Below are 21351 nucleotides of genomic sequence, written 5' to 3'. Positions count from 1 at the left end.
TATCCTATATACGATATCATAGTTTAAAAAGTTTCATTGCTTAGTGGACTCCGTTTTCCGGATTCCAGCTGCCCTGCTTTTTACGGGCGAACAAAATCTGGCCGGTATGGTAGGCCACATGAATGGTCAGGTTGGCGATGACACTGCCCCATGCAGCTTCCCGGTTTCTATAGGCATTCTCGTCAAACCGCGCCTCGTCTGCAGCTTCCACTGCTTCACGCCACTGTGCGGTAAGATTATTCAGCTTGTCCATCGTCTGCTTCCAGTCCAGTTCTTCCTGATCCTGAAATGTATCATCGTTCTCCAGGCTCACACCTGTTGCTGGCTCCGGACTGTGAAAGCGGTTCAAGTAAAGTTCATTCCAATAAATGAGATGATTGGCAATCTCGCGGATCGAATTGCTTTCCGCCGTTTCTTTCCACGCTGCCTGCTCATCGGTAAGCCCTACGAGCGAGTTTTTCAATGATACAAACCAGTGATTGTTTTCTAACGCGTCCAGCTGTTCAAGCAGCACTTCTTTTGCGTTCATTTTACGGCCTCCCTGGTAACTGTTTTGGATGTTGTAAATGTCTGATACCGAACCTGATCGGTGTCAGAAAACTGATCAGTAAATTCTCCGTTGGTATAGTCATCAATGATCCGGACCCAAAAGGATTGTGCCGGTTTGTTCTTTGGAATCTGCGCGACATCCCATTTGCCCGGAAACCGGTCAAACGTAAGAAAAGCCGCTTGCCGGCCAATCCCCATTTTGCGGTATTTCTTCATAACAAAAAACTCAGCGATCGCATACGTATCTCTGATTTTTCGGACAAGCACAAATCCCGCATACCGGTTGTCCACTTTTATAAAAAAGGGATGACGCCCTTCCTCTTGCCAGTAGTCATCCAAATAGGCATAGCCATACTGGCCGTCTTCATTCAGATCCGAGCTGTCAAATTCGCTGAAATCGTAGCGGTACAGCTCCAGCATTTGTTTTAGTACGTTCTTATTTTCAAGCGTTGCTTTTCCAAGTGTCAGTTCCATGGGCATCCCTCCTCCGGGCGTCAAATTTCCCCATCCATTACATTCTCTTCTGCTGTTTGGAATCCCTTTTTCACCCATAAAAAAAGACAGGCAGCGAAGGCTGCCTGTCTGAAATCATTTATCCATTGACGACCATACCGCCATTAATATGAATGACTTGCCCCGACATGTAAGAGGAATCGTCCGAAGCCAAAAGCACATAGCCCGGTGCCAGCTCTTCCGGCTGACCAACCCGTTTCATGGGAGTTTCCTGGCCAAAGGTATCCACCGTGGATCTTGGCTGGCTCGCCGGAATAAGTGGTGTCCAAATCGGTCCCGGCGAAATTCCATTTACCCGGATGCCCCGGTCGACGAGCTGAAGCGAGAGTGATCTCATAAAACCAAGAACAGCTGCCTTGGAGGATGCATAATCCAACCCGTTCTTCTGCCCTTTGTAGGCCGAGTCAGAGGTCGTAAAAATGATGGTGCTGCCTTCTTTCAAATGAGGAACGGCCTCTTTGGTGATGTAGAAGGCGCCAAACACATTCGTTTCAAAGGTGGTGACAAAGTCCTCGCAATGAACATCCTCAATCTGGTCCTTTAAAATTGCTGTAGCGGCATTGCTGACGAGAATATCCAGCTTGCCGAATTTCTCAATTGTCTTCTGAACCGCTTCCTTGGCGAACGCTTCCTTCCGCAAATCTCCAGGAATAAGAAGACATTCTGCTCCTTCTTTTTCTACCTCTTCCTTCGTAAACTCGGCATCCCTGTGCTCGTCGTAGTACACGATCGCCACATGGGCGCCTTCCTTCGCATATAACGAAGCAACAGCCCGTCCGATCCCGCTGTCGCCTCCGGTAATCAGTGCCACTTTATCCTTTAATTTGCCTGATGCCCTATATTCCGCACGGTCAAACTGCGGGCGCAAATACATGTCTTCTTCAATGCCCGGCAGCCGGTTTTGCTGTTCGGGCGGTGTATCGGTTGGATAACGCTGTTGATCCTGGTCCATACTGAAGCCTCCCTGTCTGATTGGAAAATTTAACAATGTACTTTTCCACATCCTGCGGGGAGATAAACCACAGTTCGTTCTCTTCGCTTGTTTTTTCTTCCATTATTTTTTAGTTTCGGCACATTCCCCTGTCATCTGACAAAGTTTAATAATCTTGTTTTTGTCACCATACCCGCCCGTTCCAGCGTCTTTTTGGAGTTGGTATTGTAGTACCAGCAGCCGCAAATGGGGATCATATTATGCTCGTAACACCATTGTTTCAAATGATGGATGATGGTTTGACCGACTCCCTGCTGACGGTACCCCTCTTTGGTGAACATACCGATGCTTGCATACCCCGTGAGGAGCTTGCTGTGTTCCCAGACTCCGATTCCCAGCAGAGTATCTTCCTTCATGAAAGTAAACAATTCTTCTTTTTCTACTAATTCTTCGACCTGCTGAAAAAAATCGCCGGAAACCGCTATGATTTCAGGAATATCTTCTGATCTTGCCAGCCGGAACTCCCCGCCGGGATAGAGACTTTCCGGCACTCCCTGTTGTTTACTGTCCTGAAAGAAATAGGCTTGTTTTTCGATCTTATAATCCTGATCCGCTGCCAAGCTCAAAAAGAGTTCGTCAGATGTTGGTACAAATAAGGATCGGACCGAATAGCACTCCAGCACCTGTTTAAACCTATCCTGAGCCAGATGAAGATACGATTGACGGATATAAAACTGGGTCATCTTTTCCTCGTCATGGATGGCAAAATACCCGATTATGGTTGAACCGTTGTACATCTGATTGAACTCCGATTTCAAAATATGATTTTCTAAAAAGGAATCAATTGGCGAGCTTAAGGTTTGTATGTATTCCTCCATTAACTCTTTTACATCGTCCCTGCTGCATTTTTTAAAAGGATCCATGTTCTGCCTCCCCATCATTTTCTGATGAAACCTTCTCTCCCTCCTATCAAATTCCTTCCGGCCACTGAATGAAAAAAGAGCCGTTCAAGGACGGCTCTTATGCTACAGCACACTATTCTTAACAGAGTTTGAATCGATGACATCCTGATCAGCCACCCAGATAATCGGCAGGTTAACGACGGTAAGGTCACCGTTATCCTCCCCGAATCCCTGATTGATTTTGTTCGAGCTGAACAGGTCCAGCTGCTGGACCGGCCCAAAGCCAAGAGTGGCCGAACGGTCCATTGTATTGACTTTAAACCCAAGCATGTTGACGACCATGGGTGAAAACAGCACCATGTGAACCTCCTGCTTTTTTGTCAGACCTTCTCAATCAGCGATGGAATCTCCCGTCCGTAGGATGATTGTGTAACCGGGGAATCGACGGCATCCCGGTCATCCACCGAATTGTCATTGCCGATAAACCTGGCATCATCTCCAAAGCTCTGGCCGAACCCCTGATTTTTTTTATCTGAATTGTGCCAGTCAGACAAGTAATTCTCTCCAATATTCACAGCCGACGCATTTTCAAAGGAATTAATTTTAAAAAGAAAAATATTTATAACAATAGAAGGTGAACCCACTAATTTCTCCCTCCTTTTCCCCTAAATATATGTTTGTTCCCTGTAAATATGTTTGCTTGAATCTGGAGGTGGCAACGAATGGACGTCGATAAACTGAAACAGTGGCTGGAGCTCGCTCAGAAGGTACAGGGAAACGACTTTTGGAACAGTATTTTTGATGGCCCGCCGGGCGGCCAAATTGGCCAGGTCAATAACCAGCAGGATGCACGGCACCGGTATAACCATTACCAGCCCAACCAGAGTGCACCGTCCTCTCAGGCGGAATTTCCTAAGGTCGACATTTATACGAACAACCGGGAATGGATGGTTGTGGTTGATCTTCCCGGCATCCGGAAGGAAGATGTGAACCTCTCCATGTCGGCCAACAGCCTGACGATCAAAGGAGTGCTTCACTCTCCCTACAAGGATGCTACAATGGTTAAAGCGGAACGGCCCACCGGTCATTTTGAGCGGACCATTCAGCTTCCCGAGCTGATTAATGAGACCCGCACGGCCGCCCGTTTTTTCAATGGTATACTGGAAGTGAGGATTATGCGCAATCTGGCCCCTGAACGAAATATCCGGATTGACTAGAGACGATTGTTTTCCGTGTCACTATCCATTACATCATTATCGTTGGTTCTGTATGTCTCACCTGTATGCAGAGAAAAATCGCCATTGCTCTCGCCAAAAGCCGAATTCTTTTTCGTCGTATTATAGACCCGGCTTCGAACCGTCTGGCCAAACGAAAGCAAGCAATTGTTGCCCATTTTGTTCAGATCGAGAAACCCAAGATTCACCTTAGAAGAGGAAAATTTCATTCGTATCCTTCCTTTCTCTTTTTGGATAATGGAGAAAACAGACATGTTATCCTTATTTATTCATAGACTAAAGTACAAGCCGATCATCAATGCTAACGGAAGCGCGGGGTAGCCTATGCCTTTTTTTAAAACCATACTCAACGCCATTACAAATCATGATAAAAACATGGAGGAAATTCACCTGCACCTCAAGCAGCTGCAGGCCGAGCTTTCGGAATTTAAAAAAGACAACGATAGCACGCCGCCTGTTGTCATTGAACATATCAACATCGAAACCCTGAGAATTGATAAATACGATCTGACGAATAACTTCGCCAACCTTGGCATCAAGGATTTGAGCGGCAAATTGAACATCGGTGCCAACTACGGACAGGGAATGAGCCTGCAGCCAGATAACGGCGAGTCCAAAACTGCCCATGATGCCATGCAAAAAATGGCCGCTAAAAAGGATAAAATCCAGCAAAAAAAGGACGGACCAAGCTATTCAATCAAGGGCCGCCCTTCCACATAAAGGGACTGAATAGCCTTGGGGGCTATTTAGTCCTTGTTTTGTTCCTTCTCTACCTCATCCTGTATCCGCTCAAATACGTCAGTATAATAATCAACTTGATCTACAAAATCCGTTTTGTCCACCCGCTTTTTCTGTTGACCCGGATAAACCTCAACAGCCTCAATTTTCGCTTTATTGTCAGTAAACAGATCCACTCCATCCTGCAATCTGATTTTATAAATGGCATCTACCTCTTCCTTTTGAAGAATAAAGGCCGGCATCTGGTCGCAATTGTACATATAAACATGGCAATATTCACGGTCCCACATGTTATCCTGTTTAATTTCCCCTTTAATGATTCCAAGTGGAATGAGCTCTTCAAAGGGGATGGAAACGCCCAGTTCCTCCTCAATCTCCCTTGTCCCATCGTGAACCCTTTCATCGGCCATTAAGTGTCCGGCCGATGTAATGTCCAACAGACCCGGATAATCCTTTTTCACTTCTGCCCGTTTTTGTAGCAGTATATAATGCTCTGATCCTTCCAACAAAGTAAACCAGCAATGAAACGTTTCATGCCAGACTCCGTCTCTATGTACTTGTTCTCTTGTTTTCTGGCCTATACACTTCATCTGATCATCGAATATTCTTACAACCTCACTGTTCATATGTTACGGCTCCTTCAAACATGTTCTAAAGTATCCATCTCATTGTATCAGTTCATCACGTTAAAAGACCGGCTCCAGGAGAGCCAGCCTTATTTTCAGTCTTCTATATGAAATTTGCTTTTCAATGATCTCCATGAAACGATCAGGACAGCGGCTGCTCCTATCAATACAAAAAAACTAATCCATGGATTGGCCTCGGCTTCCCTCATAAAGTTGGCCACCATGCCGGCTTCTTGATATTTATGTTCCCGGATGGCTTTTATATATTTTCCACCAGGCTCCTCAACGGCAATCGCCTTGTCGGTGCTAACGCCTTTGATCTCGAAATACTTTGTTCCTTTTTTATATTGATTGGAGAAGTTACCGGTGTATTCTCCTTCCTGGTCGGAATGCTTTGTCACCTCACCGATCTCTTTTCCCACTTGATCCACATATTCCTCACTAATGGAATAGGTGTAATGATCCCAGACCACAAAAGGATAGGCCCAACTGGCTGAAACAAGACTTTTAGAAAAAAATTGGCCTGCCAGGAGCAAGGCAAACATGACTGAAACACATTTTAGCATTTTCATAAGCCGCTGTCCCCTTCTACTCGATCGAATTAGCAATTCCGAGAAGCTCTTTTTTTAACTGCTTTTGGGTGTACTCTGAGGCAAACATGTGCCGAAGATCATACTCCTCCCCATCCCGAACCCAAAACAGTTCGGCATAGTTTCCAAAGTAGGCAAAGTAGGCTTTTTTCCCATCAGCCAGCTTTAGCGTTTCTTCATATTTTTTCTGCTTGATCAAATCACTCACTAAATTTTTATGATTGAAAATTTTAATCGCTATAAAGCCTTTTTGTGTATTTTCGTCTTTCCTTATGTACTGCATCTCCAGCTGAAGTTTTTCTTTTTTTCCCCAGTCGGTGATCACCACTTTGGGCTCTTTGTATTTGTACGGAATGTATTGTGGAAGGTGTGGTTCAAATGGTAGAACATCCTCGCTTTTATCAATGGAAACCGGTTTGTATGACCGTGGATAATGACCTTTCGAATGCGTGTCCAGCTTAAGTTCGCCATCCGCCAGCATGGAACCCTGACATGAAGTTAACACGGTTACAAGCAATGCCGCTGCAACTGCCCCTGCTTTTCTCAATGCCCCCACCCCCTATTCTGTTACCTAAATCATACCATTTTTCCAGGGACTTCCGGACAAGCAATCGTACGCAAGTTTCGACGTTTTTTGTGGCTACAAAAAACGCCCTCTACCATATGAGGCAGAGAGGCAATCCATTTGATTTTGGTGCAATTATGGTTGAATTCCATCGCAAGCCTCCACCCCACTAAAAAAGCTGCCGGAAACACATCCGGCAGCCCACTAATTAACGATTTTTCAGTTCTTCAGCGATCAATTTGTTTACCAACGGAGGATTTGCCTTACCTTTGGTCTCTTTCATGACCTGGCCAACGAGGAATCCGATGGCTTTGTCTTTTCCGTTCTTGAAATCCTCAATGGACTGCGGGTTGCGGTCAAGAACAGCCACTACAAACTCGCGAATTGCGCCTTCGTCCGAAATCTGGACAAGGCCCTTTTCTTTGACGATCGTTTGCGGATCGCCGCCGTTTTCAATCATTTCCTTGAAGACTTTCTTCGCGATCTTGGAAGAGATCGTGCCGTCTTCAATGAGCTTGATCATTTTCGCCAAGTTACCTGGCGTTAATGGAGTTTCATCGATTTCTCGTGAAGCGTTGTTCAAGTAGGCGCTCACTTCACCCATCAGCCAGTTAGAAAGCATTTTCGGATCGGCTTTTTCCTGAATACCTTTTTCAAAGAAATCCGCCATCTTGATGGATGCGGTCAGCACACCTGCATCATAAGCCGGCAATCCAAATTCAGAAACATAGCGTTCCTTCCGTGCATCCGGAAGCTCTGGAATTTCAGCGCGCACACGCTCAATCCACTCTTCGGACACACTGAGCTGCACAAGGTCTGGATCCGGGAAGTAACGGTAGTCGTCAGATCCTTCTTTTACACGCATAAGGATTGTTTTGTTGGATTTCTCATCAAAACGGCGTGTTTCCTGAAGAATTTCGCCGCCATTCAAGATTTCCTCTTCCTGGCGCTTTTCCTCGTATTCGAGTCCTTTTTGGACAAAAGCAAATGAGTTAAGGTTCTTCAGCTCGGTTTTTGTACCAAATTCCTTCTGGCCGACAGGACGGATGGAAATATTGGCATCACAGCGCAATGATCCTTCTTCCATCTTACAGTCGGATACACCGGTGTATTGAATGATCGCTTTCAATTTTTCCAAATAGGCATACGCTTCTTCCGGTGTGCGGATATCCGGCTCGGAAACAATCTCCATAAGCGGTGTACCCTGTCGGTTCAAGTCCACAAGAGACGATCCGTCAGCTGCATGCGTCAATTTCCCTGCATCCTCTTCCAGATGAAGACGTGTAATGCCGATTTTTTTCTTTTCGCCGTTTACATCGATTTCGATCCAGCCGTGCTCACCGATCGGCTTGTCCAGCTGTGAAATCTGATAAGCTTTCGGGTTATCCGGGTAAAAGTAGTTTTTACGGTCGAAATATTGCTCACGGTTAATTTCACAGTTTAACGCCATCGCCGCACGCATGGAAAATTCCACGGCCTGCTTGTTCAATACCGGCAAAACCCCCGGGTGTCCAAGACAGATCGGACATGTATGGCTATTGGGCGGTGCTCCAAAGTCGGTGGAACAGCCGCAGAATATTTTAGAATTGGTTTTCAGTTCAACATGGACTTCTAATCCAATGATCGTTTCAAAATTGCTCATCCCTGCACCTCCTACAATTGCGGTTTCGCTTTATGGTGTTCCGTTGCCTGTTCAAAGACCGAAGCAACACGGTAAATCGTGCGTTCGTCAAAGTGTTTTCCGATGATCTGCAATCCGACCGGCAGTCCGTTGGAGAAGCCGCACGGAACGGAAATGGCTGGCACACCCGCAAGGTTAACAGGAATGGTTAGAATATCGTTGGCATACATGGTTAACGGATCATTCGTCTTTTCACCGATTTTAAAAGCAGTCGTCGGTGTTGTCGGCCCAATAATCACATCAAAGTCATTAAACACTTGTTCAAAATCATTCTTGATCAGCGTGCGGACTTTTTGCGCCTTTTTATAGTACGCATCATAGTAACCCGAGCTGAGCGCGAATGTTCCGAGCATGATACGGCGTTTCACTTCATCGCCAAAGCCTTCGCTTCTGGAGTTTTTATAAAGCTGAAGAAGGTTCTCCGCATTGTCTGAGCGAACGCCGTAACGAACACCGTCAAAACGGGAAAGGTTGGCTGAAGCTTCAGATGAAGACAACAGATAGTACGTGGCCAACGCATACTTGGAATGCGGAAGAGACACTTCCTCCCATGATGCACCCTGTGCCTCAAGCACATTCAAGGCTTCAAGCACTTTTTCTTTTACCTCAGGGTCCACGCCTTCTGCCAAATATTCCTTCGGCACGGCAATGCGCAATCCTTTGATGTCTCCGGTCAAGGAAGATAGATAATCAGGAATTTCAACGTTCGCAGAAGTGGAATCCATCGGGTCATGGCCGGCAATTGCCTGTAAAAGATATGCGTTATCTTCGACTGTGTGAGTAATCGGTCCGATCTGGTCAAGAGAAGACGCGAACGCGATCAACCCAAAACGGGAAACAAGACCGTATGTGGGCTTCAGGCCAACCACACCACAGTACGCTGCAGGCTGGCGAATGGATCCTCCGGTATCTGATCCTAAAGAAAACAGCACTTCGCTCGCTGCTACGGATGCCGCTGAGCCACCGCTGGATCCTCCAGGGACATACTCTGTGTTCCAAGGGTTTTTGGTCACATGAAATCCTGAATTCTCGTTGGAAGACCCCATCGCAAACTCATCCATGTTCAATTTTCCAATCGTAATCGCTCCTGCTTCATACAGACGGTTAGCGACCGTTGCATCATAAATAGGATTGAAGTTATCGAGGATCTTACTCCCGCTTGTGGTGCGGAGCCCTTTTGTGGAGATGTTATCTTTCAAGGCAATCGGAAGTCCTGCCAGGATCCGCTCTCCGGGGTACCCTGCAAGCACATCGTCCAGCTCTTTCGCCATACGGCGTGCGTGTTCCTCGTTCAGGCTCAAGAACGCCTGGACTTTGCCTTCCACCTGTGAAATTCGGTCATACGATGCATCAACCAGGTCCGTCACATTGATTTCTTTCTTATGTAACAGGTCGTGCAGTTCTGAGACTTTCTTCTCTAATAATGACATGTGCTGCCTCCTACTCTAAAACGTCTTCGGTACTTTAAACTGCCCATCGCGCTCGTCAGGAGCATTCTTTAATGCTTCTTCGCGTGGTACGGATTCTCTTGCCTGATCGTCGCGCAGTACATTTTTCAGCTCCAGCACATGGGTTGTTGGTTCGATATTTTCTGTATCCAGTTCATTCAATTGCTCGGCAAAACCGATAATCGCATCCAGCTGCTCCGTGAACATGTCCACTTCTTCTTCACTCAGTGAAAGACGAGCCAGGTTCGCTACGTGTTTTACCTCATCTTTTGAAATTTGAGACAAGCTTGCCACCTCCAAAACAGTACGTTTCACAATATATAGATGATACCAAACATCAAGGCCCATGAGCAACAAAGGGCGGGTTTTTTTACGTTAAAGCAAAAAAGGCCGACAAATTGCCGGCCTTTTTCTCTTAATCCTTCCTGTAGCTCGTATCTATAGTGGGATGCGTAAAGGGAACGCCCTTGGGCTTGACCTTCTTTTCGATTAATTCCCGGTTTTCTTCCGTGTTCCATCCGATATCATTGGTGGGATGCACCCACTGGTCGCCAGCCATGATGCTCGGGTCTGTATCTTCGCTCCAGTTATTGAGCGGTGAATTCTCCGAGCTGTACAGGCTGTCTCCGATCACCACTCCATGCTCGTTTACAAAAGGAGCCTGCATTTTCACTCCTGATCCTTTAAAAGAGGGCGAATCAGCTTGATGGGGCAGGGTTTCATCGAGAATGGGGGAATCCAGTTTCTCTTCTTTCTTCTTATCCGGCATTTGCACGTCCTCCAATCCAAAAGCGTTACTCCTAATTTCTCCAGATCGGCATCTTTTATGTTGCCTTACTTCCCTAATAAAAAACCCTCCACAGATGCATGGAGGTTTTACTATTGTCCATTCTCTTTCATGCATATGGGCCAGGCCGGCTCATGGCAATTCCTCCTTAACGTGAGTTCCACTTTTCAATGTATTTCTGAATTCCAGAGAGCGTCAGCTTCAATAAAAAAGAATGTCTTGGAATAGCGTACAAGGCCTTTGAATAAAATATTTTAAAAGGTACTTTACAAAAGTAAGAGTTCATCATATAATACTAACATAAAGTAAGTAATTAACTAATTTTATATAAGGGGTGTTGAACAGTATGTTAGATTTAGGTCTTCTTATTATTCGTATTGTTGTAGGTCTGTTGTTCGTCGGCCACGGCGCGCAAAAGTTGTTTGGGTGGTTCGGTGGCCACGGTTTGAAAGGAACAGCCGGCTGGCTCGAGTCCATTGGCGTTAAACCCGGCTACACTATGGCCGTGTTTGCAGCACTTGCAGAATTCGGCGGTGGCTTGTTGTTCGCAGCAGGACTTGTGACATGGCTTGGAGCTGCAGCGATTATTGTTACCATGCTGATGGCCATTGTGAAAGTTCACGGTGCTAACGGTTTATGGTCAACTGCTGGCGGTTATGAGTATAACCTCGTTTTGATCGCAGTCGCACTTGGTGTGGCATTTACAGGCGCAGGCGCGTACTCTCTTGATGCACTTTGGTTCTAATCCAATACACAAGAAAACAGGCAGGAACTTAGGTTCCTGCCTGTTTTTTTATTGGTTTTCCTCAAGCAGTTCGATCGTGTGATAAAGAAGGGATTTCCCTCCCACATTTCCATGCCCCGGTACAACGGTTCTGGCTTTTGGATAGCGGTCAATGACCCGCTGCACAGAGGCTGGCCAGGCCTGTACATCCCCGTCCGCTGTGTTCCCAAGATCTTCAGCCTTCTGGTCTTTGATCAGACAGCCTCCGACAAGCAGCTTATACTGAGGGAAATAAATCGTAATGTTGTCCTCAGTGTGTCCCTTTCCCGGATAGAACGTTTCCACCTTTACATCACCAAACTTTAAATCCGTCAAAACGGGGTCGAGCAGCCGGTCCGGTCCTTCATATCCATTTTGCATACCGAGTGTCGCTGTCATCTCTGTGGTATATACACGAATTCCTCTATCTTTCAGCGTTTTGATCCCGCCCATCCGGTCGGAATGCCAATGGGTGATGATCGCATTTTTGATTGGTTTTTTAAAATGCTGATCAATGACATCCAGCAGTTCATCAGTCTTCGGATCATCCCATGAGGAATCGACAAGCAAAAGCCCTTTTGACGTTTCCACTAGAAGACCGTTGGACGGGACCGCCACTCCGTTAAACTCTCCAATGGTTGTATGTACCCATACATGGGGCTTGATCTGAGTGAGGGTCACTGTCCCGCTTTCATTTGTGATTGTATTTTGATGATGGCTAATTTCTGTTTTTGGCACTTGAGCATGAGCTCCGGTAACGAACGGTGCAGCCAGGAGTCCCGCTGCCATCATCCCACATACGAATGCTTTTCCCATTTTCTTTTTATCCATGACCATCCTACCTTTCATTCCTTGAAATTTCCTGCTATGGTATTGATGGTATTCTTTCTCATTCTTATCATCAATGGAACAAGACTGACAATTCTCTAATAACTATCAGAAAAATCAGATAAATGAAGGTGAAGGAAATGGACGTTTTAGAAAAGCGTCATTTATTGATTGAACGGGGCCAGCCGTATGAAAGTGAATTTATTTATTTGAAGCGCAAATTATCCATCGGACGGTTTGGGGCAAGTCCTGCTCCCGGGATTGCTTTTCATATCCCGCTCGTCTCCAGACAGCATTGTGTCATCGATTGCGAATGCTCTGCGCCCCAATTGATGGATCTTGGAAGCAAGCATGGCACGTGCCTGAACGGCATTCCGCTCGTTCCAAATAAAAACTATTCGTTGAATCATGGGGACCAGATCACGCTCGTCAATGGCATGATTTCCATGAAGTATATGGTAACCAACTCGTTTGAGACGCTCGATTATGATCCTGTAACGCCGGTCAGCCGCCCATCTGCCAACTTTATTGAGGTATATGAGGTGCTGCAAAAGGTACGTTTGAGGGAAACTGACATTCATTTCTCCCATAAGGAGTTTCAGTGTTTTCAGCTCCTTTACGCTTCCCTTGGACAGTTTGTTTCAAAGGAAGAAATGAAACGGCACGTCTGGAATGAGCGGGCCTGGATCGATGGCCGTGTGCCTGATGTAGGATCAGATGAATTGAATTCCTTGATTTACCGGGTACGAAAAAAGCTGTCCCCCTGGCTGCAAATTGAATCGGTTCTCCGTAAAGGCTTTGTGATGTCCGCTCTTGACGCTGATCATCACCTGTAAAAAAAGCTGCCGAGTTCCCGGACAGCTCTTCTGACAGGGTGCATGGTGAGGTTTACTCACGGTATCGGAGAATTTACTCACCCAACACATCATTTTTACTAAATAAAATCCCCCTATGGCCGAGGCCATCAGGGGGATTTTCTGTTTTATAACAATTCTGAAGTTGTTTTTGCCTGCATGTGAAGAAGAAGGTAGTCAGGACCGCCCGCTTTGGAGTCAGTACCGGACATGTTGAATCCGCCAAACGGCTGATATCCAACAATCGCTCCAGTACAACCGCGGTTGAAGTAAAGGTTTCCAACATGGAATTCTTCTTTCGCACGATCGATGTGCTCGCGATTATTTGTAACAAGTGCACCTGTTAAGCCGTACTCTGTGTTGTTTGCGATTTCCATCATGTGGTCGAAGTCGCGTGCCTTGCAGAATGCCACAACCGGTCCAAAGATTTCTTCCTGCATAACACGTGCTTTTTCATCCACATCTGCCACAATCGTCGGCTGGATGAAGAAGCCTTTAGAGTCGTCGCCTTCTCCGCCTGCCACAACTTTGCCTTCTGTTTTGGCAATTTCGATGTAGCTCATGATTTTGTTAAACGCAGCCTGGTCGATCACAGGGCCCATGTAGTTTCCGAGGTCTTCCGGATTTCCTACGCGAAGAGACTTGGTAAGGGCAACCGCCTTTTCAAGCACTTCATCGTATACGTCCTGATGCACTACCGCACGGGATCCTGCAGAACATTTTTGTCCGGAGAAGCCAAACGCCGAGAATACAATCGCAGATGCCGCCATGTCAGTATCTACGTTGTTGTCGATAACCATGGTGTCTTTTCCGCCCATTTCAGCAATCACACGCTTCAGCCAGATTTGGCCAGGTTGTACTTTTGCTGCGCGCTCATAAATACGGCAGCCTACTTCACGGGAACCTGTGAAGGATACAAAGCGGGTCTTCGGGTGGTCAACAAGATAGTCGCCGACTTCTGCTCCGCTTCCAGGGATGAAGTTCAGGACACCCTCAGGAAGTCCGGCTTGCTCCATAACCTCTGCAAATTTCGCTGCCACAACCGGTGTGTTGTTTGCAGGCTTAAGAAGAACCGTATTTCCTCCGACAATCGCAGCCACTGTTGTTCCTGCCATGATCGCAAGCGGGAAGTTGAATGGAGAGATGACAATTCCCACACCCAATGGGATGTAGTTGAACTGGTTGATCTCGCCTTCACGGCTTTTAACCGGTACGCCGTTTTTCAGTAGTTCCATTTGGCGCGCATAAAATTCAAGGAAGTCAATTGCTTCTGCAGTATCTGCATCTGCTTCCTTCCATGGCTTTCCGCCTTCTTTTACCAGATATGCCGAGAATTCATGCTTACGGCGGCGCAAGATGGCAGCCGCGCGGTAAAGAATGCTGGCACGTGATTCTGGAGACCACTTTTTCCATGTTTCAAAGGTGGAAACTGCGGTTTGCATGGCTTTTTCAGCCAAATCTTTATTTGCTTTAGAAACCGTACCAATTACTTCTTCTTTATTGGCCGGATTAATAGAAACAATCTTTTCATCAGTTGTGATGCGCTCTCCGCCAATGACAAGAGGATACTCTTTGCCTAGCTGGGAATTAACAAGATCTAAAGCTTCCTCAAAAGCCTTCTTGTTTTCTTTAACTGAAAAATCCGTAAATGGTTCGTGTTTGTACTCTCGAATCATTTTGTCCCCTCCTATGCGCTTAAGCGTTTTCATTATGCAACATGTCTATTCTACCCTAAACTCGTGCCACAGTTCAAACTATGAAAAATAGTCGGAATTATTTGAAATGTACAATAAACCCTTTGTTTGCAAGGGTTTTCATAAGTATGCAAATAGAAGAAGACAGACCCTTGAGGGTTCAAAGGTCTGTCTCATTCACTATCTATAAATATGCACGTTTGGTTCGCCGCTGCCATCATCCCGGACGATCAACGCTTCCGGTTCGTTGACCGCAGATTGGATGTTAATCGTCACCGGCACGTTTGGAAGTTCCTTCATAACCGAAGACGTTACATACTGTGTAAAGGAAATAACTTCGGCTTTCCCTTGGAACTGCATCGGAATATCAATATCCAGCCGGTCCAGGCTGCCATCATGGTAATGAGCCTTACCAATGACACCCACATAGTTCGGGAAGTAATCCTGAATTTTGGATTTGAAGTTATTAAACTTCTCCGCATCATCCCGCTTATTTGCTGTGGCTTCTTTTGATGGGAACAGATAGTACTTCTCATCGATCTTGTCCCAGCTGCCCAGCTGGGTGCTGCCTGCTCCAGCTTCCGCTTTTGCAAAAAAGTGTCCTGGAGTAACCGATTCCTTCTCTGCTTCCTGGTAAAGAGCGATCGTGATCGGCACATTCTTCAATGAACTATTTTGACGCAGTCGTTTCAACACCTGCTGACCCATCTGTCTTGCTTCCTGGGCAACATCACTTGCCTGCAGCTTCTTGGATCCATTGTAGATCAGGCCGGAGCTGTCTGTTGCTTTGTAATAATAGGTAGAGTTAAATGAAAGCCCCACTACCAGGCCGCCCAGCTTTACTTTGTCGTTTCCGCTTTGAACCAAATAGTTTTGTTCCAGAACGTAAGATAAGTATTTCGGATGCTTGTCTTCGGCATCCAGCACTTGCTTGTAAGGCGCATCCTTTTTCACGCCAAGGGCAGGATTGAGTCCTTTTTGCGACATGTCCGTCTTGCTGTTTTTATCCACTTTTTCATCTGCACGCTTCAGCCAGTTATTGACGGTGGTAGAAGACAGATATTGCCCTTCCTGGTAATAATACTTGTCTGTGCTGAAATCGTCCTGAGCGATCCTCATAAGACCAAGTTCAAATTCGTTAATGTCCAGACGGTTGTCCACGCCATACTTGATCAGGCCGCGGGCGCCGCCGGGTTCAAAGGGCACGATGCTTCGGTAGTATTTTTCCCCGGTGTTGATTTCCCCAGTAATGATTGCCTTTTCTTCGGTCTTCCCTTTTTTCTTAACAACTTCCTCTTCCTTTTGCAGCTTGTCTCTGTTCAGACAGCCGGTCAGGAGCAAAAGGGAGCTTAACAGGATCAGACTGATCCGTTTTATCATGGTAAAACACTCCTCCAAATAACTTGATGGAACAGAGCTATTCTTTATTTTTCAAGCTCCTCAATAAATTGCTGTTCCGTCCAAACCTCTACACCAAGGGATTGAGCTTTATCCAGTTTGGAGCCCGCGTCTTCCCCCGCAATCAGCAGGTCGGTATTTTTAGAAACGCTGCCGGTGACTTTTCCGCCGAGCGCTTCGAGTCTCTCTTTCGCTTCATTCCGGTTTAAGATGGAAAGCTTTCCGGTCAGAACGATCGTCTTTCCTGCAAAAACCGAATCCACATCTTCTGCCCTGATGACCCTCGGCCCTTTGTATGCCATATTAACGCCATATTCCTTCAGCTCGGATATTAGCTCCGCAACTTCCGGTTTATTAAAATACGTTTCAATGGAATCGGCCATTTTCTCGCCGACCTCATCAATCGCCATCAGTTCTTCCTTCGTGGCCGCCATTAAACGATCCATCGTTTCAAACACCTGGGCAACCGTTTTGGCTGCTTTTGCTCCGACATGCCGGACGCCAAGGCCGAACAACAGCTTCTCGAGCGAATTCTCTTTCGATTTTTCTATAGCTTCAAGCAGATTGTCAACCGACTTTTCTCCCATTCTCTCAAGGTTCAGCAGTTCTTCCTTATTCAATGTGTACAGATCGGCTACATCCTGGATCAGATTTTCCCTGAAAAGCTGGGCAATCACTTTTTCACCAAGCCCATCGATGTTCATGGCATTCCTGGAAACAAAGTGGATCAGCCCTTCACGGATCTGAGCCGGGCACTGCGGATTCAGGCAGCGCAGCGCCACCTCTCCGTCCAGCCGCTCCAGTTCGCTTTCACATTCGGGACAATGGGTGGGCATGTGGAAGTCCTTTTCCTCCCCGGTACGTCGGTCAACGATCACATTAACGACCTCAGGGATGATGTCTCCTGCTTTCTTCACGACTACAAAATCGCCGATTTTAATGTCCTTCTCGCGGATCAAGTCTTCATTATGCAACGAAGCCCGTTTGACGGTCGTACCAGCAACCGTTACCGGGGATAAAAGAGCGGTCGGTGTAACCACCCCTGTACGTCCGACGTTCAGCTCGATGCCTTCCAGCTGGGTGACAACCTCTTCTGCCGGGAACTTGTAAGCGATCGCCCAGCGGGGGCTTTTCGCTGTAAACCCAAGCTCCTCCTGCTGATGAAGTGAGTCTACTTTAATAACGATGCCGTCAATTTCATAGTCAAGATTTGGCCGTCGATCTCCCCAGCCTCTGACAAACTCGACGACTTCATCGATATTTTGGCAATGATGCCATTCCGGATTCGTTTTGAAGCCGAGGCTCTGCAAAAATTTCAGGCTCTCACTATGAGAGTCGACCGAATGGCCGGAAAGCTGACCGATGCCGTAAACGAAAATGGACAGATTCCGCTTTCCGGCAATGTTTGGATCCAGCTGGCGAAGAGAGCCTGCCGCCGCATTCCTCGGATTGGCGAAAAGCTCCTGTCCCTCTTCCTGGCGGGATTCGTTCAGCTTTTGGAAGGAGCGCTTCGGCATATAAGCTTCCCCGCGCACCTCAAGGGACACATCTTTGTTCTTGATGCGCAGAGGAATGGCCCGGATGGTTTTCAGATTATTCGTGATGTCTTCACCAGTCGTTCCATCGCCACGGGTCGCGCCCAGCACAAAGCGCCCTTCTTCATACGTCAGGGACACGGCAAGACCATCGATCTTGAGCTCGGCAACATAGGTTACATTGTCTCCAACTCCGTTGCGCACCCTGCGGTCAAAGTCGCGCAAATCTTCTTCATTAAAGGCATTGGCAAGGCTGAGCATCGGCACCTTGTGCTGCACTTTTCTGAAATAGTCAAGAACCTGACCGCCCACGCGGACAGTCGGGGAATGCTCGTCCCGAAGTTCCGGATGGTTGTTTTCAAGTTCAATCAGTTCTTTTAACAGCCTGTCATACTCGGAATCGGGTACGGTCGGCTTGTCGAGGACGTAATATTCATAACTGTATTTTTCAAGGAGCTCACGTAATTCATTCACCCGTTGGCTGGCATGCTCTTCGTTCAAATCCTTCAACTCCTTCAATCTTTCACGTAAACTCTATACTTTTTCAATTGGTGCAAACTTGGCGAGCAGACGCTTAAGCCCCACCGGCTGAGGGAAGGCGATATCAAGTTCGATAGAGTCGCCTTCACCCTTCATGCTGACGACAACTCCGGTTCCCCATTTGCGGTGTTTTACTTTATCGCTAACTTTCCAGTCTGCATTTTCACCGCCGGGTGATGTAAATACCGGTGATGTTTTCTTCGCTCCCGGCTGTCTCATGAAGGACGGTGCCGTATTGGAACGTGAAGGTCTGCCCCAGCTTGGAGATGCCTCTTTTTCCTTCTGCTCAGATTCCAAGAGTTCTTCCGGAATTTCACCGATAAAGCGGGAAACCGGGTTCATGTTCGTACGGCCGAAGAGTGTCCGCATACGTGCGTTGGTCAAAAACAGCTCCTCCTCAGCACGGGTGATTCCCACGTAAGCCAGACGGCGCTCTTCTTCCATTTCGCTTTCTTCAAACAGCGCACGGCTGTGCGGGAAAACTCCTTCTTCCAGACCCATCAGGAATACGACCGGAAACTCCAGCCCTTTGGCAGAGTGCAAGGTCATAAGTACAACGGATTCCTTCGGCTTGTCGCCTTCATCCTCATCCAGACGGTCAATGTCAGCCACGAGGGCAAGATCCGTCAGGAAGGCTACAAGGCTTTTGTCGTCCTGATTCTTTTCAAAGTCCTGGGTAACGGAAAGAAATTCGTCGATGTTCTCCAGACGGCTCTCTGCTTCAAGCGACTTATCCGCCTTCAGCATGTCGCGGTAGCCGGTTTTATCGATGACTTCTTCCACAAGCTCGGTAACGGAAAGGAATTCCTGCATCCGGTTCCAGTTCGTGATCAGCTCGGAAAACTCCCGCAGTACATTGGTAAAGCGAGGAGACAGGCCGATCTGCTCCACTTCCTGAAGCGCCTGATACATGGAAAGGTCGTTATCTGCACCATAATGCAAAATCTTATCAACGGTCGACGCACCAATTCCGCGTTTTGGAACATTGATGATTCGCATCATACTGATATCATCATCGGGATTTGCGATCAGCCGCAGGTAGGCAAGGATGTCCTTGATCTCTTTTCTGTCATAGAACTTGATGCCCCCGACGATATTATAAGGAATGTTTGACTTGATCAAAATTTCCTCGATCACACGGGACTGTGCGTTCGTCCGGTAGAGAATGGCAATGTCCGAGCATTTACGCGGGCCGCCGGCGGTCATTTCACGGATTTTCCCCGCGATATAATGGCCTTCATCGTGCTCATTATCTCCCTGGTAGTAGGTGATATTCTGGCCCCCGGTTTTGTCGGTCCACAGATTCTTGGGTTTGCGGTTAAAGTTGTTTTCGATTACCTTGTTCGCCGCATCAAGAATGGTTTTCGTGGATCGGTAGTTTTGTTCAAGAAGAATTACCTTGGCGTCGTTATAATCCTTTTCAAAGGAAAGAATGTTGGCGATGTCCGCGCCACGCCAGCCGTAGATGGACTGGTCGGAGTCCCCGACCACACAGAGGTTGCGGAACCGGTCAGCCAGCATATTCACGAGCATATACTGCGCACGGTTCGTATCCTGATACTCATCCACATGAATGTACTGGAATTTACGCTGATAGAATTGCAGCACTTCCGGCACACGCTTGAATAAATGAATGGTTGTCATAATTAAATCATCAAAATCGAGCGCAGAGTTCTTTTTCAAACGTTTTTCATATTCTTGGTATACCTCATGCACTACTGTGTCATACGGCCCGTTCATCGTTTTTTCAAAATCGCCGCTCGTTTTCAGCTCATTTTTCAATGATGAGATGGAACCCAGAATGCTTCGAGGCTCAAACTTTTTCGGATCAATGTTCTTATCTTTTAAAATATTTTTGATTACCGAAAGCTGATCGGTAGAATCAAGAATCGAGAAGTTCCGGCTGATGCCGATCCGGTCAATATCACGGCGCAAAATCCGCACACACATCGAGTGGAACGTGGAAATCCAAATGTCCTCCGCGACCGGTCCGGTTATTGCCGCCACCCTGTCCTTCATCTCGCGCGCCGCTTTGTTCGTAAATGTAATTGCGAGAATGTTCCACGGAGCCACTTCTTTTTCCATCATTAAATACGCGATGCGGTGGGTCAGCACACGTGTCTTCCCGCTTCCCGCTCCCGCCATAATCAATAGCGGTCCTTCTGTATGTTTTACGGCTGCCTTTTGTTCAGGATTAAGCCCTGTCAGCAACTGTTCAACCATTTGATGCATACTCATTTACACTTCACCTGCCCAAACATTTGTTCTTATTTCTATCATAAAGGAATCTCAAGCTGTATTCAATTATCCTTTTGCAGCTTTTACCGTTTCAATTGCTGCCTGCACATTGTCATAAATGATGTTTCCGACCACAACCGTATCGGCAAACATGGCCATTTCCCTGGCCTGCTCCGCACTTTGAATGCCGCCTCCATAATAAAACCTGGTGCGGTCCAGAACTTTTCTGACCTCTTTTACTACTTCGATATCGCCATATGTTCCGCTGTACTCCAGATAAAAGATGGGGAGCCGGAACATTTTTTCCGACATGCGCGCATAAGCTACAACATCTTCCAATGAAAGACTGGCATTGGCGCTTGAATAGCCGGCAGCTTTGCAATCGGGATTGGCAATGCAATAGCCTTCTGTCACAACCTCGTCCCAGTTCATCAGATCGCCGTATTCTTTCACAGCTTCATGCTGAAGGCCAACAATAAAGCTCGCATCCTTGCTGTTTAGCACTGTCGGAATGTAATACAGATCAAAACCCGGTGTGAGGGATTCAATCGTGGTCACTTCCAGGACACACGGAACGGCATACTTGCGCACACGAGACATCAGATCAAGAGTATTATCAAGTGTTACTCCGTCACTTCCGCCCACAATGATGGCATCTGTACCCGACTCGCAGATCGCTTCAAGATCCGCATCGGAAATTTCCTTATTGGGATCCAGCTTAAACACATGCTTCCAAACCCGATAATCAAAATTCATAAATCCTCCTAGTTAACTAAAGCTGAAGCAGCCGTTTAGGGCCGATAAGCGTTGGAACTCTCAACCAGCAACACGATTTTTGTGTTGAGGGTTGAGAGTGAAACGATCGAGGCACTGGCTGCTGAAGCTGGATGATGACTAAAGCTGAAACGCTCGTTTAAAAGCGGCAGACGTTGGAAC

The 21351-nt window shown here is 46.9% G+C and carries 24 protein-coding genes; 4 read left to right on the top strand and 20 right to left on the bottom strand.

The window, feature by feature from the left end:
• Nucleotides 1–40 precede the first annotated feature (40 nt).
• From BLT53_RS17445 to BLT53_RS17420, 6 genes are all read right to left on the bottom strand, one after another.
• Nucleotides 41–529 (bottom strand): DinB family protein, encoded by a 489-nt coding sequence (locus tag BLT53_RS17445; RefSeq protein ID WP_090237000.1) that lies wholly within the window; start codon nucleotides 527–529, stop codon nucleotides 41–43.
• On the bottom strand, nucleotides 526–1023 hold the full coding sequence (locus BLT53_RS17440) for a GNAT family N-acetyltransferase (RefSeq protein ID WP_170834415.1): 498 nt from the start codon (nucleotides 1021–1023) through the stop codon (nucleotides 526–528). Before BLT53_RS17440 ends, BLT53_RS17445 begins: the two co-directional genes overlap by 4 nt.
• 118 nt (nucleotides 1024–1141) lie before the next feature.
• Nucleotides 1142–2014, bottom strand: coding sequence for an SDR family oxidoreductase (locus BLT53_RS17435; RefSeq protein ID WP_090236998.1), 873 nt, complete (start codon nucleotides 2012–2014; stop codon nucleotides 1142–1144).
• A 131-nt stretch (nucleotides 2015–2145) separates the two neighbouring features.
• On the bottom strand, nucleotides 2146–2916 hold the full coding sequence (locus tag BLT53_RS17430) for a GNAT family N-acetyltransferase (protein ID WP_090236996.1): 771 nt from the start codon (nucleotides 2914–2916) through the stop codon (nucleotides 2146–2148).
• A gap of 102 nt (nucleotides 2917–3018) precedes the next feature.
• Nucleotides 3019–3252, bottom strand: a complete 234-nt coding sequence (locus BLT53_RS17425; protein ID WP_061975071.1) for a hypothetical protein — start codon at nucleotides 3250–3252, stop codon at nucleotides 3019–3021.
• A 23-nt stretch (nucleotides 3253–3275) separates the two neighbouring features.
• Entirely contained in the window at nucleotides 3276–3539 is a 264-nt protein-coding gene (locus BLT53_RS17420; protein WP_061974938.1) for a hypothetical protein, read from the bottom strand.
• A gap of 78 nt (nucleotides 3540–3617) precedes the next feature.
• Between BLT53_RS17420 and BLT53_RS17415 the strand changes: the two genes are divergently transcribed.
• A complete protein-coding gene (locus BLT53_RS17415; protein ID WP_090236995.1) occupies nucleotides 3618–4112 on the top strand; it encodes an Hsp20/alpha crystallin family protein in 495 nt (164 codons plus the stop codon).
• Here BLT53_RS17415 and BLT53_RS17410 read toward each other — a convergent pair.
• Entirely contained in the window at nucleotides 4109–4339 is a 231-nt protein-coding gene (locus BLT53_RS17410) for a hypothetical protein (protein ID WP_090236993.1), read from the bottom strand. The two genes, BLT53_RS17415 and BLT53_RS17410, sit on opposite strands and share 4 nt — an antisense overlap.
• 115 nt (nucleotides 4340–4454) lie before the next feature.
• Here BLT53_RS17410 and BLT53_RS17405 point away from each other — a divergent pair, with 115 nt between their 5' ends.
• Complete coding sequence (locus tag BLT53_RS17405; protein WP_090236992.1) at nucleotides 4455–4850, top strand: hypothetical protein; 396 nt, start codon at nucleotides 4455–4457, stop codon at nucleotides 4848–4850.
• Between the two features lie 26 nt (nucleotides 4851–4876).
• Here the strand turns inward: BLT53_RS17405 and BLT53_RS17400 are convergent, their stop codons facing one another.
• The 7 genes from BLT53_RS17400 to BLT53_RS17370 form a co-directional block, all read right to left on the bottom strand.
• Nucleotides 4877–5494, bottom strand: a complete 618-nt coding sequence (locus BLT53_RS17400) for an NUDIX hydrolase (protein WP_090236991.1) — start codon at nucleotides 5492–5494, stop codon at nucleotides 4877–4879.
• A 95-nt stretch (nucleotides 5495–5589) separates the two neighbouring features.
• Nucleotides 5590–6066, bottom strand: coding sequence for a hypothetical protein (locus BLT53_RS17395; protein WP_090236989.1), 477 nt, complete (start codon nucleotides 6064–6066; stop codon nucleotides 5590–5592).
• Nucleotides 6067–6082: 16 nt separating this feature from the next.
• The gene (locus BLT53_RS17390; RefSeq protein ID WP_090236988.1) at nucleotides 6083–6631 is read right to left on the bottom strand and encodes a hypothetical protein; all 549 of its coding nucleotides are present in this window, start codon (nucleotides 6629–6631) and stop codon (nucleotides 6083–6085) included.
• Nucleotides 6632–6857: 226 nt separating this feature from the next.
• Nucleotides 6858–8291 (bottom strand): Asp-tRNA(Asn)/Glu-tRNA(Gln) amidotransferase subunit GatB, encoded by a 1434-nt coding sequence (gatB, locus tag BLT53_RS17385; RefSeq protein ID WP_090236986.1) that lies wholly within the window; start codon nucleotides 8289–8291, stop codon nucleotides 6858–6860.
• An 11-nt stretch (nucleotides 8292–8302) separates the two neighbouring features.
• On the bottom strand, nucleotides 8303–9760 hold the full coding sequence (gene gatA / locus BLT53_RS17380; protein ID WP_090236985.1) for an Asp-tRNA(Asn)/Glu-tRNA(Gln) amidotransferase subunit GatA: 1458 nt from the start codon (nucleotides 9758–9760) through the stop codon (nucleotides 8303–8305).
• A gap of 15 nt (nucleotides 9761–9775) precedes the next feature.
• Nucleotides 9776–10063 (bottom strand): Asp-tRNA(Asn)/Glu-tRNA(Gln) amidotransferase subunit GatC, encoded by a 288-nt coding sequence (gene gatC, locus BLT53_RS17375; protein WP_061974955.1) that lies wholly within the window; start codon nucleotides 10061–10063, stop codon nucleotides 9776–9778.
• Between the two features lie 130 nt (nucleotides 10064–10193).
• The gene (locus BLT53_RS17370; RefSeq protein WP_090236983.1) at nucleotides 10194–10547 is read right to left on the bottom strand and encodes a DUF3905 domain-containing protein; all 354 of its coding nucleotides are present in this window, start codon (nucleotides 10545–10547) and stop codon (nucleotides 10194–10196) included.
• A gap of 364 nt (nucleotides 10548–10911) precedes the next feature.
• Between BLT53_RS17370 and BLT53_RS17365 the strand changes: the two genes are divergently transcribed.
• Nucleotides 10912–11310, top strand: coding sequence for a DoxX family protein (locus tag BLT53_RS17365; protein ID WP_061974958.1), 399 nt, complete (start codon nucleotides 10912–10914; stop codon nucleotides 11308–11310).
• A 48-nt stretch (nucleotides 11311–11358) separates the two neighbouring features.
• Here BLT53_RS17365 and bla read toward each other — a convergent pair whose 3' ends face one another.
• Nucleotides 11359–12159, bottom strand: coding sequence for a subclass B1 metallo-beta-lactamase (gene bla, locus BLT53_RS17360; protein ID WP_170834414.1), 801 nt, complete (start codon nucleotides 12157–12159; stop codon nucleotides 11359–11361).
• 137 nt (nucleotides 12160–12296) lie between these two features.
• On the opposite strand from bla, the gene BLT53_RS17355 reads away from it, so the two are divergent.
• Nucleotides 12297–12992 carry an FHA domain-containing protein gene (locus tag BLT53_RS17355; protein ID WP_170834413.1) on the top strand — a complete coding sequence of 232 codons (696 nt, stop codon included), beginning with the start codon at nucleotides 12297–12299 and terminating at the stop codon, nucleotides 12990–12992.
• Nucleotides 12993–13138: 146 nt separating this feature from the next.
• On the opposite strand, the gene pruA is transcribed toward BLT53_RS17355, so the two are convergent.
• The 5 genes from pruA to pcrB all read right to left on the bottom strand — a co-directional run bounded on the left by pruA (nucleotide 13139) and on the right by pcrB (nucleotide 21171).
• The gene (pruA, locus tag BLT53_RS17350; RefSeq protein ID WP_090236979.1) at nucleotides 13139–14686 is read right to left on the bottom strand and encodes an L-glutamate gamma-semialdehyde dehydrogenase; all 1548 of its coding nucleotides are present in this window, start codon (nucleotides 14684–14686) and stop codon (nucleotides 13139–13141) included.
• Nucleotides 14687–14884: 198 nt separating this feature from the next.
• Nucleotides 14885–16084, bottom strand: coding sequence for a CamS family sex pheromone protein (locus tag BLT53_RS17345; RefSeq protein WP_090236978.1), 1200 nt, complete (start codon nucleotides 16082–16084; stop codon nucleotides 14885–14887).
• A gap of 44 nt (nucleotides 16085–16128) precedes the next feature.
• A complete protein-coding gene (gene ligA / locus BLT53_RS17340) occupies nucleotides 16129–18138 on the bottom strand; it encodes an NAD-dependent DNA ligase LigA (protein ID WP_090236976.1) in 2010 nt (669 codons plus the stop codon).
• Between the two features lie 33 nt (nucleotides 18139–18171).
• Nucleotides 18172–20409: a DNA helicase PcrA gene (gene pcrA / locus BLT53_RS17335; RefSeq protein WP_090237527.1), complete on the bottom strand. Its 2238-nt coding sequence runs from the start codon at nucleotides 20407–20409 to the stop codon at nucleotides 18172–18174.
• Between the two features lie 72 nt (nucleotides 20410–20481).
• Nucleotides 20482–21171: a heptaprenylglyceryl phosphate synthase gene (gene pcrB / locus BLT53_RS17330; protein ID WP_090236975.1), complete on the bottom strand. Its 690-nt coding sequence runs from the start codon at nucleotides 21169–21171 to the stop codon at nucleotides 20482–20484.
• Between the last annotated feature and the right edge of the window lie 180 nt (nucleotides 21172–21351).

The organism is Fictibacillus solisalsi (assembly GCF_900103485.1).
Taxonomy (GTDB): Bacteria; Bacillota; Bacilli; order Bacillales; family Fictibacillaceae; genus Fictibacillus_C; species Fictibacillus_C solisalsi.
This window is presented reverse-complemented; position numbering and strand designations above follow the sequence as displayed.

Bases quoted from the DNA above. Each gene is read 5' to 3' on its own strand.
- BLT53_RS17365 (WP_061974958.1), top strand. From the start codon at position 10,912: ATGTTAGATTTAGGTCTTCTTATTATTCGTATTGTTGTAGGTCTGTTG.
- BLT53_RS17355 (WP_170834413.1), top strand. From the start codon at position 12,297: ATGGACGTTTTAGAAAAGCGTCATTTATTGATTGAACGGGGCCAGCCG.
- pruA (WP_090236979.1), bottom strand. From the start codon at position 14,686: ATGATTCGAGAGTACAAACACGAACCATTTACGGATTTTTCAGTTAAA.
- BLT53_RS17430 (WP_090236996.1), bottom strand. From the start codon at position 2,916: ATGGATCCTTTTAAAAAATGCAGCAGGGACGATGTAAAAGAGTTAATG.
- BLT53_RS17440 (WP_170834415.1), bottom strand. From the start codon at position 1,023: ATGGAACTGACACTTGGAAAAGCAACGCTTGAAAATAAGAACGTACTA.
- BLT53_RS17435 (WP_090236998.1), bottom strand. From the start codon at position 2,014: ATGGACCAGGATCAACAGCGTTATCCAACCGATACACCGCCCGAACAG.
- gatB (WP_090236986.1), bottom strand. From the start codon at position 8,291: ATGAGCAATTTTGAAACGATCATTGGATTAGAAGTCCATGTTGAACTG.
- BLT53_RS17415 (WP_090236995.1), top strand. From the start codon at position 3,618: ATGGACGTCGATAAACTGAAACAGTGGCTGGAGCTCGCTCAGAAGGTA.
- BLT53_RS17445 (WP_090237000.1), bottom strand. From the start codon at position 529: ATGAACGCAAAAGAAGTGCTGCTTGAACAGCTGGACGCGTTAGAAAAC.
- bla (WP_170834414.1), bottom strand. From the start codon at position 12,159: ATGGATAAAAAGAAAATGGGAAAAGCATTCGTATGTGGGATGATGGCA.
- gatA (WP_090236985.1), bottom strand. From the start codon at position 9,760: ATGTCATTATTAGAGAAGAAAGTCTCAGAACTGCACGACCTGTTACAT.
- pcrA (WP_090237527.1), bottom strand. From the start codon at position 20,409: ATGCATCAAATGGTTGAACAGTTGCTGACAGGGCTTAATCCTGAACAA.
- BLT53_RS17395 (WP_090236989.1), bottom strand. From the start codon at position 6,066: ATGAAAATGCTAAAATGTGTTTCAGTCATGTTTGCCTTGCTCCTGGCA.
- BLT53_RS17405 (WP_090236992.1), top strand. From the start codon at position 4,455: ATGCCTTTTTTTAAAACCATACTCAACGCCATTACAAATCATGATAAA.
- pcrB (WP_090236975.1), bottom strand. From the start codon at position 21,171: ATGAATTTTGATTATCGGGTTTGGAAGCATGTGTTTAAGCTGGATCCC.
- BLT53_RS17410 (WP_090236993.1), bottom strand. From the start codon at position 4,339: ATGAAATTTTCCTCTTCTAAGGTGAATCTTGGGTTTCTCGATCTGAAC.
- BLT53_RS17400 (WP_090236991.1), bottom strand. From the start codon at position 5,494: ATGAACAGTGAGGTTGTAAGAATATTCGATGATCAGATGAAGTGTATA.
- BLT53_RS17345 (WP_090236978.1), bottom strand. From the start codon at position 16,084: ATGATAAAACGGATCAGTCTGATCCTGTTAAGCTCCCTTTTGCTCCTG.
- BLT53_RS17370 (WP_090236983.1), bottom strand. From the start codon at position 10,547: ATGCCGGATAAGAAGAAAGAAGAGAAACTGGATTCCCCCATTCTCGAT.